General features: G+C 67.2%; 14 protein-coding genes and 2 tRNA genes. 5 read left to right on the forward strand and 11 right to left on the reverse strand.

What is annotated here, in order from left to right; all coding sequences use genetic code 11:
* On the reverse strand, positions 1-267 hold the full coding sequence (locus Tbon_RS01690; protein ID WP_158066005.1) for a hypothetical protein: 267 nt from the start codon (positions 265-267) through the stop codon (positions 1-3).
* A 4-nt stretch (positions 268-271) separates the two neighbouring features.
* Positions 272-3,718 (reverse strand): molybdopterin-dependent oxidoreductase, encoded by a 3,447-nt coding sequence (locus Tbon_RS01695; protein ID WP_158066006.1) that lies wholly within the window; start codon positions 3,716-3,718, stop codon positions 272-274.
* A gap of 212 nt (positions 3,719-3,930) precedes the next feature.
* Here Tbon_RS01695 and Tbon_RS01700 point away from each other — a divergent pair, with 212 nt between their 5' ends.
* Entirely contained in the window at positions 3,931-4,611 is a 681-nt protein-coding gene (locus Tbon_RS01700) for a Crp/Fnr family transcriptional regulator (RefSeq protein WP_192498053.1), read from the forward strand.
* Between the two features lie 6 nt (positions 4,612-4,617).
* On the opposite strand, the gene Tbon_RS01705 is transcribed toward Tbon_RS01700, so the two are convergent.
* The 4 genes from Tbon_RS01705 to Tbon_RS01720 all read right to left on the reverse strand — a co-directional run bounded on the left by Tbon_RS01705 (position 4,618) and on the right by Tbon_RS01720 (position 7,122).
* A complete protein-coding gene (locus Tbon_RS01705) occupies positions 4,618-5,934 on the reverse strand; it encodes a hypothetical protein (protein WP_158066008.1) in 1,317 nt (438 codons plus the stop codon).
* Positions 5,931-6,155 carry a DUF2249 domain-containing protein gene (locus Tbon_RS01710; RefSeq protein ID WP_225734668.1) on the reverse strand — a complete coding sequence of 75 codons (225 nt, stop codon included), beginning with the start codon at positions 6,153-6,155 and terminating at the stop codon, positions 5,931-5,933. The genes Tbon_RS01705 and Tbon_RS01710 overlap by 4 nt, the downstream gene beginning before the upstream one ends.
* A gap of 62 nt (positions 6,156-6,217) precedes the next feature.
* Positions 6,218-6,937, reverse strand: coding sequence for an enoyl-CoA hydratase-related protein (locus Tbon_RS01715; RefSeq protein WP_374761742.1), 720 nt, complete (start codon positions 6,935-6,937; stop codon positions 6,218-6,220).
* A gap of 110 nt (positions 6,938-7,047) precedes the next feature.
* Positions 7,048-7,122 (reverse strand) — tRNA-Arg (locus Tbon_RS01720).
* A 145-nt stretch (positions 7,123-7,267) separates the two neighbouring features.
* On the opposite strand from Tbon_RS01720, the gene Tbon_RS01725 reads away from it, so the two are divergent.
* Together Tbon_RS01725 and Tbon_RS01730 are read left to right on the forward strand one after the other, a co-directional pair.
* Complete coding sequence (locus tag Tbon_RS01725; RefSeq protein WP_158066010.1) at positions 7,268-8,188, forward strand: ADP-ribosylglycohydrolase family protein; 921 nt, start codon at positions 7,268-7,270, stop codon at positions 8,186-8,188.
* Positions 8,189-8,317: 129 nt separating this feature from the next.
* Positions 8,318-10,030 (forward strand): DEAD/DEAH box helicase, encoded by a 1,713-nt coding sequence (locus tag Tbon_RS01730; protein WP_192498054.1) that lies wholly within the window; start codon positions 8,318-8,320, stop codon positions 10,028-10,030.
* A 23-nt stretch (positions 10,031-10,053) separates the two neighbouring features.
* Here Tbon_RS01730 and Tbon_RS01735 read toward each other — a convergent pair.
* The 3 genes from Tbon_RS01735 to Tbon_RS01745 form a co-directional block, all read right to left on the reverse strand.
* Positions 10,054-10,128 (reverse strand) — tRNA-Lys (locus Tbon_RS01735).
* A gap of 83 nt (positions 10,129-10,211) precedes the next feature.
* Positions 10,212-10,730: a biotin/lipoyl-containing protein gene (locus Tbon_RS01740; protein WP_225734670.1), complete on the reverse strand. Its 519-nt coding sequence runs from the start codon at positions 10,728-10,730 to the stop codon at positions 10,212-10,214.
* Between the two features lie 13 nt (positions 10,731-10,743).
* Positions 10,744-12,237, reverse strand: coding sequence for a pyruvate carboxylase subunit B (locus Tbon_RS01745; RefSeq protein ID WP_158066012.1), 1,494 nt, complete (start codon positions 12,235-12,237; stop codon positions 10,744-10,746).
* A gap of 156 nt (positions 12,238-12,393) precedes the next feature.
* On the opposite strand from Tbon_RS01745, the gene Tbon_RS01750 reads away from it, so the two are divergent.
* Positions 12,394-13,158 (forward strand): SDR family NAD(P)-dependent oxidoreductase, encoded by a 765-nt coding sequence (locus Tbon_RS01750; RefSeq protein WP_158066013.1) that lies wholly within the window; start codon positions 12,394-12,396, stop codon positions 13,156-13,158.
* Positions 13,159-13,265: 107 nt separating this feature from the next.
* A complete protein-coding gene (locus Tbon_RS01755) occupies positions 13,266-14,498 on the forward strand; it encodes an acyl-CoA dehydrogenase family protein (protein WP_158066014.1) in 1,233 nt (410 codons plus the stop codon).
* Between the two features lie 9 nt (positions 14,499-14,507).
* Here the strand turns inward: Tbon_RS01755 and Tbon_RS01760 are convergent, their stop codons facing one another.
* On the reverse strand, positions 14,508-15,380 hold the full coding sequence (locus Tbon_RS01760; RefSeq protein ID WP_158066015.1) for a hypothetical protein: 873 nt from the start codon (positions 15,378-15,380) through the stop codon (positions 14,508-14,510).
* A gap of 40 nt (positions 15,381-15,420) precedes the next feature.
* Positions 15,421-16,830 (reverse strand): recombinase family protein, encoded by a 1,410-nt coding sequence (locus Tbon_RS01765; RefSeq protein ID WP_158066016.1) that lies wholly within the window; start codon positions 16,828-16,830, stop codon positions 15,421-15,423.
* Between the last annotated feature and the right edge of the window lie 2 nt (positions 16,831-16,832).

The raw sequence follows: 16,832 nt of genomic DNA on the forward strand, positions 1-16,832 counted from the left end.
CTAGACCTCCCCGGCCGATGGACCGTATACGGAGCGGATTATGCTGCGGACGAATGCTTCGCCACGGCGGCGATAGATTGCGTGGGTGCCCGAGAAATAGGGGGAGGCGAAGAGCCGGAGGGCTTTTTGCGGGGGCATCGCCATCAGGGCGTACTCCTCGACGATGCAGCGAGCCATGAGTTCGTCCTGGTCGACTCCATCAGGGACGGGGAATCGCTGGGCGACAAAGGCGTACGGGTCATCGAACTCCAGCTCTTTGTGGGACATGGATTCAGGCCCTCCTCACGGTGACGAGCTTGCCGGCGATGTAGCGGTCCATGACTGCGCTGGTGCGGCCCGGCGACATGCCGTCCTGGCCGGCAGCCCACTTACCCTGGCCGTTGAGGCCGCCGTCCTCGGCTTTGGTGATGCGGACAAGCGTCTCTTTGGGGACGGTGTTGACGGCGTGATTGTCGGCCTCGCCGCCAAAGATGAAGGCCTGGGCAACTTTTGCCTTGTGGAAAAGGTGGTCGGTCTGGTGCATCGGCATGGACCAGTCACGGGTGACGCTCTGGTGCGAGCCGTAGCGGAAGTTGGACTGGTAGCCGGTGTCGGCGGAGACCGCCCGGCCATCGGCGCGGGTTTCATGGGCGAGGACGGTCTTTTCGGTGGCGCCGAAGCCGCCGTGCTTGGTCATGACGACGCCGCGGGGGTAGGCGGGGTTGAGCTTCACCCGGAGCATCAGGCGGGCGACCTTGTACCGGGGGTCATCGGGCGTCCAGCCGAAGAAGGGCCGGTCGGCGGGGTTGGCATCGACCCAGACGTAGTCACCTTCTTCAAGACCGAGTTCGCGTGCGTCCTCGGGATTCATGTGGAGCTGCTGGTCGCCCACGCTCGCCATGCGCCTGTCGGCGCGGTAGGGGTCGGTGAAGTCGGTAGCATAGAGGTTCATCCAGTCGGTAACCGACCAGGACGAGTGGACTGTGTGCCGGGTTTTGGGGGTCAGGAAGTAGAAGCGGAAGCCCTGTTCCCAGAGCGGGTTGCGGGTTTGCTTCACCTGGTTCCACGGGAGCTTGATGTTGCGGACCGTTCGGCGCTCGGGGTCAAGGTCGTCGGGCGGGATGCCGTAGTCTTCGGGACGGATGAGCGGATTCGACGACACGATGACGTTTGGGAGATATGGGGTTGCCTCTGGGCCTTCGCGGTGGACGATGAAGTTTTCGCCGTATTCGAGGGCCTCGGGGATGTCGCAATACGAGTTCATCCTTCCCGTATCGGTGTGGAATGGCATGCTGTCGTGAATCTGCTCGTAGTAGGGGACCCGAGGATACGAGCGGAAGAGCATGAGGGCAGAGCCGGGCTCGCCGTACTTTCCGGCGAGGATGTCGCTGACGCGGTATCCGCTGGTAGTTCCCGAGGAGTCGAGCAGACGCTGCAGGTAGATGTCGGCCCGGCCTTCGAGCGCGAACTTCCAGTAGTTGGCGAAGCGTTCGTCGCCGGTGAGTTCACTGAGGGCCTTGGCGACTCCAGCCATAATCGAGATGTCGTCGCGGGTATCGAACATCGGCGGGATGCCGCCCTTCCAGATTTGGAGGAAGGGGTTCTGGCAGGAGGCAGTGACTTCCACCTGCTGCATTTCGAGCCATGAATTGGCAGGAAGGACGACATCGGAGTATTCGCAGGAAAGAGTCATTTCAATGTCTTGCGTGATGATCATGTCGATCTTCGGCAGGACATTGAAGAGAACCATATACAGCCACTTGGCGTTGTTGATCAGGTTGACGTTGGTCGTCCAGATAACCTTGGTTGGCGTGGGCATATGGGTCTTCCCGGTGAAGACCTTCCGCCCGTACTTCGGGGTATCGACGATGAACGCCCGGTCGCCGTGGTCCCAGAATGCGGGCTCTTCATCCTTGGTGTAGGCGTGGGCTTTGATGTCCTTGCCCCGGGCTGCGGGGTCGAGGTTCGGTTCGAACGGGTCTTCGGCGATCCATCCTTTGAAGCCGGGGCCGGTCTCGGGAGTGCCCTGGAAGAGGGCGGCCTTGTAGTTACCGGCCCAGGAGTACATGCCCGCGCCGGGTTTACCGATGTTCCCGGTCAGCATGAGCGGGAGGTGCACCGCGCGGTTGTGGAGGGTGGCATGGAACCAGTGATTGATGCCTTCGCCGACATGAATGGCCACCGGCTTCATGGTGGCGATGTCGTTTGCGAGGCGTTCGATGAGTTCTGCGGGCGCGCCCGAGATTTCGGACGCGGTGGCGACGTCGTAGTCCCGGAGGTGAATCTTGTACGCCTCCCAGAGCGTCATGACCTGGACATCCCGCCCGTCGAGGGTCCGGACGGTGCCGGTGTATTCGAGCTGGGGGTCGATGCCCTTCGCCGCCAGGCGGTCGCCGACATCGTCGCGGGTGACGGGACTGAGCGACCGGGACTTGCTGTCGTAAACAACGTAATCCTGCAGCTTGCTGTATTGATCCCTGGTGAGGCCCTGGACTTTGAAGCTGGGGCCATTCGGATCGAGGGAGGGCTGGTAGCCCGGGAAGACGTCACGCGGGTCGAGCCGCTTGAGGGTGTCAGTGCGGATGAGGAGCGGGAGGTCGGTAAACCGTTTGACGAAATCTGCGTCGTAGAGTTTGCGCTCCATGAGGATGCGCGAAATTGCGAGGAAGATGGCGGTATCGCCGAGGCCGGGGCGGCAGGGAATCCAGTAGTCGGCCTTGGTGGCTGGCGGCGAGTACTCGGGGGTGATGGTGACAATCTTGCCGCCGCGCTCCATCAATTCGATGAAGAAGTGGGCGTCGGCCATTTTGTTTTCGACGAGGTTTTTGCCGACGCCGATGTGGAGGCGGGCATTGCGCATGTCATTGAAGTCGCAATCAGAGTTTTGGAGGCCGGTGACGAAGGGAGTGCCGGGGGCCTGGTCGCCGTGCCAGGTGTAGTTGGACCAGTTGCGGCCGCCACGTGCCTCCTCGGGGGATACTCCCCGGACGTGAACGTCGAGGAGGGCCATCATGTTCGACATGCGGTACATGCCGTACTTGCCGAGGACACCGAGGAGCCCCATGCCGCCCCGCATCTTGAAGGTGCGGGTGCCGGCACCGCCCATCTCCTCGACCATTTCGGGCTGGTAGCCTTCTTCGAGGAGGATGCGCTTGCCCTCCTCGCCGGAGTAGCGGCGGGCGATCGCCTCGAGGCCGCGGGCGGCGTAGCGGAAGGCGTCGTCCCATGAGACGTTGACGAAGGTGTCGCGTCCGCGGGCATCGAACCGGTATTTCGAGCGCGCTTCCGGGGTGAGGGCCGGGAAGCCGTCGTCGGCCCACTGCTTCCATCCTTTGCGGATCATGGGGTTCCTCAGACGGTACGGGCCGTAGATGCGGCGGGTGAGGGTCGCGCCCTTGTTGCAGCCGCGGGGGTTCCAGGCGGCGGTGGCGAAGTTCCCGGAGGGGTCGCCGACATCCTGGCAGTCGTAATTCTGTTCCGTGCGGATGACGATTCCGTTGCGGACGAACGCGCGGAGGCGGCAGTTGTGGGTGCAGTTCGGGGCGCAGACGAAGGTGAACGAGCTGTCGTACCGGTACTGGTCGCGGTAGAGGCGTTCCCACCCACGGTTTGGGTAATACTGCAGGGGATTGGCGACGCCAGGCGCTGCCTGGAGAAACGAGAGACGCTGCCCTGCGTAGGCGGCGGTGCCGGCAGCGGCGAGGCCGGCGGAGAGCTTGATGAACTGGCGTCGGTCCACTGGCGGTCCTCCGGGCACCTTCAGTGCAGTGGTCTGGGCCAAGCGTGCGCCTGCCGAAGTCGGCGGGCTGTGACAATCGTCACGGGCCGGCGGATGCCTCCGAAGGGCCGTTCGGGCGCGAATCGCCGGACCTATCGACGCATTGAATGGATCACATCGAACACAGCAGAACGATGCTTCGCCGACGCGTGACGACAGCGCAGAATGGAAGGATGCAGCCGACTGCGGAGGACGTTCGCGCGATTCCGCACTTCACGCCGCTGACGACGCGGGAAGCCGAGCTTGTGGCGCCGTTACTGCGCTCCGTGCGGCTCGACGAGCGGCAGCGGCTGATTGCCGAGGGCGAGCCGTGCGAGGGCTTTTACTTCGTGCGGAGAGGGAGGCTGCGGCTGTTCCGGACAGCACCGGATGGGCGTGAGCAGACGCTTCGGATTGTGGCGGCCGGCGAGACCTTTGGCGAAGTGCCGGTTTTCGATGGGGGACCCAACGCGGCGAGCGCTGAGGCGATCGAACCGGCTGACGTCGTGCTGGTACCCTTGGCAGTAGCCCAGGTCCTGGTGGAACGCTACCCGGAGGTCGCGCGGCGCCTCCTGCGGCACCTCGCGGCCAGGCTCCGGGCCTTCAATGAGCTGGTTGAGCAGCTTTCGCTCCAGACCGTACAGCAGCGCCTGGCCCGCTACCTCTACTTCGCGGCGAAAGAGACCGGCGTCGAGACGGCGGGCGGAATCGCGGTGGAACGACGGCTGAGCGGACAGGACCTGGCCTCGCTGGTCGGGAGCGTCCGTGAAGTGGTTGCCCGCACGCTGAAGGGGCTTGAGGACGAAGGGGTTATCGTCATCGAGCGGCAGCGCTATCTCATCCGGAGCCTTGAGGAGCTCCGGCGTTATTTCTGAGCGGGGTCACGTGCCAGCGGTGTGTGCCGCCGGTCTCGGCCCTGGCCCGCGGCCCGGGACCGGCCGAACCACGAAGGTGCCGGCAAGCGACGCCGTGGCGAACAGGCCGGCGACGGTGCAGGCTGCCCCTGCGGCCCGGAGTGCGGGCAGTGCCCCGGAGAGGGCGGCGCCGGCGCCGGTAATGGTTCCGATGGCCACGAGGATGAGCACCGCGTGCGCGATGTGCCGGGAGTACAGCTCTGCAGTCCCGGGCACCGATTCGTGGCCTGCACGCGCGCTGAACCGGTGGTACCAGGCGATGAAGGGCACGATTTTGTAGCTGTTGGCGACCAGCGTCATGCCGGCCCAGCCGCCCAAGACAAGGACGCCGGCGGCAGTGACGATGCGATGGGCCCCGGGCGGCGCATCGGCCGGCCAGGCCGCGGCAAGGGGTGTTGCAGCGAGGGCTGCGCCGAGGAACAGGAACGAGCCGGCCGTGGCGCGGCTGTAGAGGTCGGGTTTGCGCCGGAGCCGGCCGCGATACAGGCGAACGGCGTCTGCGAGCCAGACTCCACCGAGCGCGGCCAGGACAGCCTCGAGGCCGGCACGGGCCAGAGGCGGTGGGTCGAGGGGATAGACTGCGCATGCCACGACCGCCATCGCTGCGAGCGCGCCAGGGAGCTGCCTGGCGAATCTTGGAGTAACCCCGCGGACGATGCCGAACATGGGGAGCAGGCGGTAGGTGACACCAGTGATGGCGATGGCCAGCCAGCCGATGATGCCGAGGTGGGCGTGGGCAGCCACGAGCGCGGGGGTCACGGCAAACCAGCCGAAGCGCAGTGCGAGCGCCCAGGTCAGGCCAAGGGCGACGGTGGCGCCCAGGCAGAGATGGGCGAGCCGGAGGCTGGTGAGTTCGGGGCTGACCGGGCGCGCAGTCCAGAGGGGACGGGCAGCCGCGGCCAGATAGCAGGCAAGTCCGGCCACAGCAAGGCCGCCGCCCGCGGCGAGAAGCGGGAGCCGCCAATCGGCGAACGCGCCCACAAGGAGCGCGACCCCGGTGGCGTAGAGGACAAATGCCGACATCGCGAGAGACACCGCGGGCGGGCGGCCGCCGAGCACCGACGTTGTGAGCTGGAGGGTGGCTCCCATGATGGACATGGTGAGCCAGCCAAGCACGATACCGTGGGTTGCGGCGAGAAGCGCGGGAGTGGATGGGCCGTCAAGCGTCCCTTCGGGGGCGGTGAGCAGCGCGACCCCGGCCATCGCGAGGCCGAGCGGAGCGGCTACCAGATATGGCGCCACGACGCGCGCGGGGGGCACCGCATTGGGGTTGATTCCGTTCACGGCGCGGGCTCACGCCAGATGCGGATGCGGGGGCCATCCTCGGATGCGGTGAACTCCCAGGTGTAGCCGCGACGCTCGAGTTCTGCGTACAGCAGACGGGGCTCGCGGTCCATCAGCGCGACCAGTTCATCACCCGGGCCGAGCTGCCCAAGGGCCTGGAGGATGCGGACCATTGGCTGCGGGGGCTCGAGGCCCCGGTTGTCCACGACTATCTGCATCATGCGGAGATGATGCATGGACCGGCGGCCTGGGGATTTGACTTACGTCACAGGCGAAACGGGGGCTAGCGGTTGCGCCAGGCGGGCGGGCGCTTTTCGAGGAAGGAGCGCATGCCTTCCTGGGCGTCTTCGGACTGTGAGGCGGCGGCCATGAGTTCAACGGCGTAGGCGTAGGCGTCGTGCTGGTTCATTTCGACCTGGGTATAGAACCCGAGCTTGCCGACGCCCTTGGAGAAGGCGGAACCGCGGGTCGCGCGCTGGAGGAGGTCGAGGGTTGCGGATTCGAGGAGCTCGGCGGGGACGACGCGGTTGACGAGGCCCCACTGGAGGGCGGTGTGAGCATCGATGGTGTCGCCGGTGAGGGCGAGTTCGAGCGCGTGCTTGCGGGCGATGCTGCGGCTGACGGCCACGAGCGGGGTATGGCAGAACCAGCCGCCTTTGCCGCCGGGGGTTGCGAAGGCGGCTTCTTCGGAGGCGACGGCGAGGTCGCAGGTGGCAACGAGCTGGCAGCCGGCGGCGGTCGCCAGGCCGTGGACGCGGGCGATGACCACCTGGGGGATGCGCTGCATGGTTTCCATCAGGTCGGTGCAGGTCCAGAGGAGTTCGCGCATCTCCTTGAGGCCGGCGCCGGCCATTTCGGAGAAATCGTGGCCGGCAGAGAAGACGGGGCCGTTGCCGGCGAGGATGACCCCGAGGGCATCGGACTCGCCGACGCTGCGGAAGGCGTCGCGGAGTTCGCGCAGGTGTCCGAGCGAGAGGGCATTGCGCCGCTCGGGGCGGTTCATCGTGATGGTGACGTAGGGGCCCTCGCGGTCGACGAGGATGTACTGGTAGCTCACGGCTGCTCCTCCCGGGTGGTGGGAGGATGGTAGCGCGGCAGGAGGGGCGGAGGTAGTGGTACCCCCGGCAGGAATCGAACCTGCGCACATGGTTTAGGAAACCACTGCTCTATCCGCTGAGCTACGGGGGCCTGGTACGCCTGCTGATTGTAGTTTGGCAAAACGCGCCGTTTGGCGCTGCTCCGCACGAACGGGGACACCGCGTGCGTATGCTGTTGGTACGCCTCCGGAGCGGGCGCGCGCCGGAGCCCGGAGGATTGACAGGAGGTGACGCGGATGCAGCTGCAAAACCGTTACCGCGGCGCCATGCTCGGGCTGGCGGCCGGCGACGCGGTGGGAACGACGGTCGAGTTTCGGCCGCGCGGCAGTTTCCAGCCGGTGCGGGACATGGTCGGCGGGGGGCCGTTCGGGCTGAAGCCCGGGGAGTGGACCGACGACACCTCGATGGCGCTGTGCCTGGCCGAGAGCCTGGTGAGCCGCCGCGGGTTCGACGCCGCCGACCAGATGCGGCGGTACTGCCGCTGGCGGGACACGGGCTATCTCGCGAGCAACGGGCGCTGCTTCGACATTGGGCTGACGGTCAGTGCGGCGCTGCGGCGGTTCGAGGAGAGCGGCGAGCCCTTCGCGGGGAGCCCGGACCCGCGCACGGCGGGCAACGGTTCGCTGATGCGGCTCGCACCGGCGGTGCTCTTCGGGTACCCGGACGCGCACGAGGCTGAGCGGCTGGCAGCGGAGAGTTCGCGGACGACGCACGGCGCTGCGGAGTGCATCGATGCGTGCCGGCTGTTCGCGCGGATGCTCTGCCGCGCCCTCTCCGGGGCGCCGAAAGAGGCCGTGCTGCTGGGCGATGCCGAGGGGTTTGCCGGGGAGCCGGCGATTGCGGCCATCGCCCGGGGCGGCTACCTGCGCAAGTCAGAGGACGAGATCCGGGGGAGCGGCTACGTGGTCGAGAGCCTGGAGGCGGCGCTTTGGGCTTTCGCCGGCGCGGATTCGTTCGAGGAGGCGATCCTGCGGGCGGTGAACCTGGGCAACGACGCCGATACGACGGCGGCCATTGCCGGACAGCTCGCAGGGGCGTACTGGGGCGAGGACGGCATCCCACGGCGCTGGAAGGAACGGCTGGCGCTGCGCGACGTCATCGAGCGGCTTGCGGATGACCTGCTGGCGCTGGCAGTGGCCCGGAACAGGAGCGGATAACCGGAAGCCCGGACACCTGGCGCGAATACGACAGGAGATGTCGCGGCAATGTCGCACACTCGTCGCGGTCGTTCGGCGGCGGTTGGAGCCGCGGCGCGGGCGGCCAGATCCTCGCGGAGGTGTACGCGGATGGCAGATGAGCAGACGACCAACGAAGCTGCCGGCGGCGAGGCCGCCGCGCCGGCAGAGCGGCCGGTGGTGGGGGCCCGCCTTCGCCGGAACGACATCGCGCTCTTCGTCCCGAAGGTGAAGCCGCTGGTCCAGGCGATGCGGTCGCTGAAGGTGGCGCGGTATGACTGGCGGAACCAGCAGTGGACGATCCCGCTGCGGAAGGCGGCCGACGCCTACCGGGCGCTCGAGGCGGCGGGGGCCGACGTGAGCGCGCTGGCGTCGCTGGTGGGGATCTCGGCGATCCGCCAGGTGGATGCCGAGGAGATCATCGTGAAGTTCCCGGAGCTCTTCCCGCACCAGCGGGAGGGGGTGCGATTCCTCGCTTCGTCGCGGGGGGCGATCCTCGCGGACGACATGGGCCTCGGGAAGACGCGCCAGGCGATCATCGCGCTGGGCGAGCGGCGGCCCGAAGGGAACCTGCTGGTCGTCTGTCCCGCCTCGCTGAAGCTGAACTGGCGCCGCGAGATCCAGGTGGTCTACCCGGATGCGGAGGTGCGGATTATCAACGGGCCGGACCCGGTCATCCCGGCGCGGTGGACGATCATTAACTACGACCTCCTGGCGCGGAAGCGGCCGGAGATTGTGGGGAACCTGTGGTCGGGGGTGATCTTCGACGAGGCGCACTACATCAAGAACGCGACGGCGGCGCGCTCGAAGGCGGCGCTGGCGATCGCGGAGCGGATTGAGGACTGCTACCTGCTGACCGGCACGCCGGTGATGAACCGGCCGATTGAGCTGTTCAACCTGCTGCGGGCGATCGACCACCCGCTCAGCGTGAGCTACATCGAGTTCGGCAAGCGGTACTGCGACGGGAAGTGGGACGGCTACGGCTGGGATTTCAGCGGGGCTTCGAACCTGGATGAGCTGAAAGCGCGGACCGAGGGGTCGATCCTGGCGCGGCGGAAGGAGGACGTGCTCGACCTGCCGCCGAAGCTGCGGAGCGAGGTGCCGGTCCCGCTCGACCCGAACAAGTACCGCGAGCTGGAGCAGCAGTTCGTTGGGCTGGCGCAGCAGCAGCGGCAGAAGTACCAGGGGAACGTCCGCTGGAACGAGCTGCTGCCGGTGATGACGAAGCTGCGGCACGCGGTGGCGAAGGACAAGGCGAAGCATACGGCGAGGCTCGTCCGGGATGCCCTGGAGCAGGGCGAGAAGGCGATTGTGTTCACCGGTTTCAACGCGGTGGCGGACACGCTGCAGGCGGAGTTCGGGCCGGCGGCGGTGCGGCTGACAGGCGACACGTCGCAAAAGGCGCGGCAGGAAGCCGTCGACCGGTTCCAGAGCGACCCGGAGGTGCGGGTGTTCGTCGGGAACATCCTGGCGGCGGGCACGGGCATTACGCTGACGGCTGCGACGCACGTCTTCTTCAACGACCTCGACTGGGTGCCTGCGAACCACCTGCAGGCTGAGGACCGGGCGTACCGGATTGGGCAAAACCGGATGGTGAACGTGTACTACGTCTCGGCGCCGGGAACCTTCGACGAAATTGTCTGGTTCGTGCTGAAGCGGAAGTTAGCGGTGCTGGACCAGCTGGACTTCTCGCAGCGGGGTTCGGCGCCCGAGTCCGGGGACGCACGGGACGAAATCCTGCAGGCGCTGCTGGAGCAGTTCGCCGGCTTCGAGACCGCGGCAAGCGCGGAGCGCTGGCTCAAGGAACAGGGGAAGGAGGCGTAGGGAAACCGGGGGCTGCTGCCAGCTGGTAGGCCCGGAGAGATTCGAACTCTCGACCAATGGATTAAAAGTCCACTGCTCTACCGCTGAGCTACGGGCCCAGGGTCATTATCGGGCCGGAACGCCGGAGGGGCCACGACGACGCGCGGCCCCTCCGGTGCTGTTTTGCCGGGGCAGGATGGTGCTACTCGAGAACGACGAGGACGTCGCCCTCGGCGACGCGGGCGCCCTCGGCAACGGGGACCTCTTTGACGGTGCCGTCGGCCGGGGCCTTGATTTCGTTCTCCATCTTCATGGCTTCGAGGATGAGGAGGACGTCGCCCTTTGCGACGGCCTGGCCGGGTTTCACGTTGATGCGGACGACCTTGCCGCTAATCTGGGCGGTGACGGCACCCTTGACGGCGGCTTTCGCGCCGCCGGCGGCAACGGCTGACCCGGCGGTTCGCTCACGCGGTGCGGGACCGCCGCCGAGACGGCCTTCCCACTCGACCTTGAAGGGCCGGTAATCGACCTGGACTTCCATGCCGCTCTGGCGCTGGTCGGGCGGGGGAAGCTGAACCCGGTAGGGCACGCCGCCGGCGGTGACGGTGACGTAGCCGGATTCTTCGCGGACGGTGACGGGGTACTCGTGGCCGTCGACGATGACGCGGTCGCCGCGGACTTCGACCTCGTAGGTGCGGCCTCCGATGGTGACTTTGGCCATTGGCGGTTCCTCCTTAGCGCATCTGGCGGAGGCGCCCGAAGGAGCGCCAGTTGCTGGTGTCGCCGTTGGGGACGATGACAGGCGCAGGCGCGGCCGCAGCCTGCTGCTTCTTCTCGGAGATGGTCATGGCGCCGACGACGGCGGCGACGAGTTCGCGCTCCGGACCGCCGCCTTCCTTCCGCCACTGGAAGAATTCGCGTGCCACCTGGGGGAACATGACGTAGCTGAGCACGTCCTCGACGCTTTCGGCGAGGTCGGCGATTTCGGCCTTTGCCTTTTCCATCTCGGGCTCGAGGTCATCGGCCGGGCGATGGTCGATCGGCTGTTCGTCGCCAAGGATTTGCTTCAGGATTTCCGGGGCAATCGGGACGGTGGTGCGGCCGTACATGCCCTTGGCGAGGTTGCGCGTTTCGCGGGTGACGGTGGCATAGCGCTTGCCGGTGAGGACGTTCAGGACAGCCTGGGTGCCGACGATCTGCGAGCTGGGGGTAACGAGCGGCGGGTAGCCCAGGTCGGCGCGGACTCGGGCGTTCTCTTCGAGGACTTCGGGGAGCTTGTGCTCGGCGCCCTGTTCGCGGAGCTGGCCGACAAGGTTCGAAATCATGCCGCCCGGGACCTGGTGGGAGATGACACCGGCATCGACACCGAGGAGGCCGGATTCGAACTTCCAGTACTTCTTACGGACGCCGCGGAAGTAATCAGCGAGCTGGCGGAGCTTCTCCATATCGAGGCCGGTTGCGTGCTCCGGGTCTTCGGCGAGGGCGGCGACGAGCGTTTCGGTTGCGGGCTGGCTGGTGCCGCCGGCGAGGGGCGAAATGGCGCAGTCGATGACGTTGGCGCCGGCCTGGACACCCATGAGGTAGGCCATTTCGGAGAAGCCGCTTGTGTCGTGGCAGTGCATCTGGATGAGGATGTCGGGGTGCTTCTGGCGGATCCGTTCGACGAGGGCCTTCGCCATCATCGGGCTGAGGAGGCCGGCCATGTCCTTGATGGCGATCGAGTCGGCGCCCATTTCGATCATCTCGTCGGCGAGCTTCGCGAACGAGTCAACGGTATGGACGGGCGAGGTGGTATAGCAGATGGCGCCCTGCACGTGGCCGCCGGCCTTTTTGACGGCGCGGAAGGCGGTTTCGAGGTTCCGGGTGTCGTTCAGGGCGTCGAAGATGCGGAAGATGTCCATGCCGTTCTGGACGGCGCGGTCGCAGAACTCATAGATGACGTCATCGGCGTAGTGGCGGTAGCCGACGGCGTTCTGGCCGCGGAGGAGCATCTGGGTGGGCGTCTTCTTGAGCCGCTTTTTGATTTCGCGGAGGCGCTCCCACGGGTCCTCCTTGAGGAAGCGGAGGCAGGTATCGAAGGTGGCGCCGCCCCAGCATTCGATGGAGTGGTAGCCGATGGAGTCCATGAGCTCGAGGACGGGGATCATGTCCTCGGTGCGCATGCGGGTCGCGAGGAGCGACTGGTGGCCATCGCGGATGGCCGTTTCCATGATGCCGACTTTGGCCATGTCTTTGTTCCGCGGGGAGAGTGTGGAGAGGCGTGGGCCCGTCTGCTGCTAAGGGTACCGAGTGGGCGGCGTAGTGGCGATTCCGGCGGGGGCAGCGCGGCGCGGATGCGGTAGGCTTGCGCGGCAACCCGTAGTGATGGAGAGGGAGCTAAGCCCGTGGACATTGCGAAGCTGTTCAGCCTCGAAGGGAAGGTCGCGCTGGTGACCGGCGGGAGCCGGGGGCTGGGGCGGGAGATGGTGCTGGCGTTCGCGCACGCCGGCGCGGACGTCATTATCGCGAGCCGGAAGCTGGAGGCGTGCGAGCGACTGGCCGAAGCGGTGACGCGGGAGACCGGCCGGCGGGCGCTTCCGGTGGCGTGCCACGTGGGGGAGTGGGAGCAGGTCGAACACCTCGCACGTGTCGCCTATGACGAATTCGGGCGGGTGGACGTGCTGGTGAACAACGCCGGGATGTCGCCGATTTACGACCACGTGGCGAACGTGACCGAGGCGCTCTACGACAAGGTGCTCGATGTGAACCTGAAGGGGCCGTTCCGGCTGACGGCGCTGGTAGGGACGCGGATGGCGGAGGGGAGCGGCGGCTCAATCATCATGGTTTCGAGCACGGCTTCGCTGCACCCGACGGCGGACGTGATCCCGTATGCCGCGGCGAAGGCCGGGCTGAACGCGATGACCGTGGGATTTGCGCGGGCGTTCGCCCCGAAGGTTCGGGTGAACTGCATCGTGCCCGGGCCGTTTCTCACGGATATTTCCAAGGCATGGGACATGGAGGCGTTCAAGGAGCGGGCGCGGACGTCGATCCCGCTCCAGCGCGGAGGGGAGCCACATGAGATTGTTGGGGCGGCGCTCTACCTTGCCTCGGACGCGTCGAGCTACACGAGCGGGTCGCTGCTGGTGGTCTCGGGAGGAAGCGGGATTTGAGGCTGGCAGGCAGCGCTCGTGCTGAGCGCATATGATGGGCGGGCTTTGCCGGGCTGCGGCTGCCCGCTCCCCGGCGACCAACCAGCGAAGGGAGCAGGTGCAGCGCGATGGCCGTGGATTTTGAGATACCCGAGGACGCGAAGGCGATTCGCCAGAAGGTGCGGGAGTTCGTGCACAGCGAGTGCATTCCCGCCGAGAAGCGGCTCCTCGACGGGGAGCCGTACCGGGAGGTGCTGGCGGAGCTCCGCCAGAAGGCGCGGGCGCAGGGGCTCTGGTGCCCGTTCATCCCGAAGGAATGGGGCGGCATGGGGCTGGGGCCGCTGGCAAACGCGCTGGTGCAGATGGAGCTCGGCGAGAGCTACCTCGGCGCGCTGGCGCTGAACACGCAGGGCCCCGACGACGCGACGATGCTGACCATCCTCACCTACGGCACGGACTACCAGAAGGAGAAGTTCCTGAAGCCGCTGCTGAACGGTGAGAAGCGGGTGTGCTACTCGATGACGGAGCGGGCGGCCGGCTCCGATGCGACCGGCATGAAGACGACGGCAGTCCGCGACGGCGACAACTGGATTCTCAACGGCGAAAAGTGGTTTTCAAGCGCGGCGAGCGTGGCCGACATCGCGGTGGTGATGGCGAAGACCGACCCGGATGCGCCGCGGCACCAGCAGTTCAGCACGTTCATCGTGGAGCTGCCGAACCCGGGCTACCGGATCATCCGTGACATTCCGACGATGGCGGTCGAGGGTCCCTTGACGCATATCCTCGGCGGCGGGCACGCCGAAGTGAAGATTGAGAACCTCGTGGTGCCGCATGAGAACCTGCTCGGCGGACAGGGGAACGGCTTCACCATGGGGCAGCACCGCCTGGCGTACGGGCGGCTCCGCCACGGGATGCACAACGTGGCGATGGCCCAGCGCGCGCTCGACATGGCGGTGGCGCACGTGACACAGCGGGAAACGTTCGGGCGGCTGCTGGCCGACCGGCAGGGGGTGCAGTGGATGCTGGCGGACTGCGCCAGCGAGCTGTACATCGCGCGGCTGATGCTGCTCCACATCGCCTACAAGGCGGAGAAAGGGCTGGACATCCGCCACGAGAACGGCATCGCCAAGGTGTTCCTTGCGAATATGGTGCACAAGGTGGTCGACACGGCGATCCAGCTGCACGGGGCGCTCGGGTACAGCCTCGATACGCCGCTGGCACGGTGGTACACGTCGATCCGCTCGCAGCGGCTGGTCGACGGGCCGGACGAGGTGCACCGGTGGACAACGGGGCGGAACGTCATCAAGGCGTACCGGGAGCACGGGACGACGGCCCCGGCCTGCGGCGGCGATTTGCTGTAGCGGAGGCCGTCAGGGAGCGGCGAGCCGTTCGAGGAGCCCTTCGACCTGGACGCCGGTGATCGGGCGGACGACCCGCCCCGCACCGGTCCAGTAGGGCCACTTCCAGTCGCCGGTGGCGCGCGGCTGCTGCACGGAGAAGAGGACCGACCGGTCTTTGCTGGCGAGCATGAGGTGGTAGTGCTCGCCGAGGGGGACGGTCTCGTTGACGAGGCCGACCCAGCAGGTCATTTCGCCGCCCGGGAGGGCGAAGGTGGTGCCGAAGTAGCGGTAGTGCCCGCCGACCGGCCGGGAGGCGCTGGCAACGTAGCGGACGCCGGGGCCGAAGCGCATGCGGAGGGCGGCACCGATGAGGGCGTGGAGGCGGTTGGTGGTGAGCGCCTCATCGAGCGGAACCTCGCCGAGGCCGAGGATGTCCTCGAGGACGAACTGCCGGAACTGGGCAGCGATGGGGTCGGGGTCGCCTTCGAGGGCTTCGACGACCTCGTACCAGGTAACGGCAGCCCAGGGCGCGGGGACGTCATCGCGGGGCAGCCCGAGCATGACAAAGGCGGGCGGCTCGGCCCACTGGCGGGCGACGGCCTCCATGGCGGGGAGCTGGGTTTCATCGGCGCCCGGCTCGACCTGGACTTCGACGAGCACACGCCGTCCGCCTTCGTAGGTGAGGAGGAGGTCGGCGATGCCGGCATCGGCGAGGCGGGGCTGGACTTCGACGAGCGCGAGGGGCTCGGGGCCGACGCCGGCGGCCTGGGCGAAGAGTGCGTTCAGCATGCGGTGGCCGCCCCGGAGGAAGTAGGCCAGTGCGCTCGTGCAGTAGTTCTCGAAGGGGCTGGCCCTGGACCCCGCACGGTAGGCCGAGAGCATGGTAAAGAGGTTGTCGGACATCAGTTCCAGTATGCACGCGGGGCGGCCAGACCCGCACCCGTCAGACGCGACGGTAGACCCGGAGGTCGTCGCCATCGACCTCGATGCGGTCGACGACGTCGCGGAGGGCAGCCTGGAGGTCGTCGAAGGGGAGGGCATCCCATTCGCGGAGGAGGCGTTCGCGCTGCTGTTCGAGGTGGCGGCGGCGCTCGGCTTCGGACTCATGGGCATGGATGCGCTCCCGGGCGGCAGCGAGCTCGGCGGTGAGCTGCCGGTGCTCGTCGGCCAGTTCGGCGCCGAGCGCCTTCATACGTTCGATGGTGATATGGCCGTGGGCGGCATCGGCCACCAGCTCTTCGACCTGGCGGCGGTTGCGCTTGATGCGCGCCTCAATCCGGTCGACCTGGGACATCAGTTCGAGGGCGTAGGAGTCCACATTGCCAGCGACGCGGACGCGGGGACCGGGGTGGTCGTCGCTGGCAAGCGCCTCCCGGACGCGGGCCTCGAGGTCGGCGGCGCGGCGGGTGTTGTAGGCGCAGGCGCTCTGGTTCGTGCGCGATTCGCACTGGTAGTAGCGATAGGTGGCGGTGCGGGAATCGCCGGAGCGGGTGAGCCAGGTTTGGCGGCGGCTGACGCCGATCATCTTGTTGCCGCAGCGGGCGCAGAAGACGAGCCCGCTGAGGAGGAAGGGCGTGACGGTGCGCTGGCGGGCTGGGGCGTGGCGGGACTGGAGGCGGTCCTGGACGCGGCGGAAGTCCTCGGGGGAGACGAGCGGGGGGTGGGTGCCGGTGACGGTGGTGCCGAAGCGGGAGTAGTGGCCGAGGTAGGCGCGGTTGCGGAGGATGTCGCGGACGGTGACCATGCTCCAGCGGCCGCCGCGGCGGGTTGGGATGTTCTCTTCGTTGAGGCGGCCGGCGATTTTGCGGATGCCGAGGTTCTCGTGGAGGTAAAGGCGGAAGATGTAGCGGACGACTACCGCCTCTTCCGGGACGAGTTCGAGCTTTCGCCGGGGACCGACGCGGTAGCCGTAGGGCGGGCGGCCGAGGACCTCGCCGCGCACGGCCTTTCGGCGCATGGCGGAGCGGACGCGCTCAGAGATTGGGGTGCCTTCGCCCCGCTCGGCCCAGGTATCGACGAGGGCTTTGAAGGCATCGGCACCGTTGGCGGCGAGGAGGACCGTGGCGCCGGCGTTTTCGAGTTCGAGGAGGCGGAGGGCGGCCACGCCCAGATCGGGCCCGAGCGCGGAGAGCGCATCGATGACGACGACCGTGAAGGCTTTATCGGGACGGCCGAGGAAGTCGAGGAGCTGGTCGAACCCGGCGGTCGAGGCGTCGTCGGGGTCGGCGAAGGTTGCGACCACCTCGTAGCCGGAGCGCTGGCAGAAGTCGAGGAAGGCGCGGTTCTGTTCGCCGATGCTGCGTTTTTGGCCATTGCGGCGGGCTGTTGCAGAGAAGTAGCCGATGGCCTGCATGG

It is taken from the genome of Tepidiforma bonchosmolovskayae (assembly GCF_008838325.1).
GTDB classification, from domain to species: domain Bacteria; phylum Chloroflexota; class Dehalococcoidia; order Tepidiformales; family Tepidiformaceae; genus Tepidiforma; species Tepidiforma bonchosmolovskayae.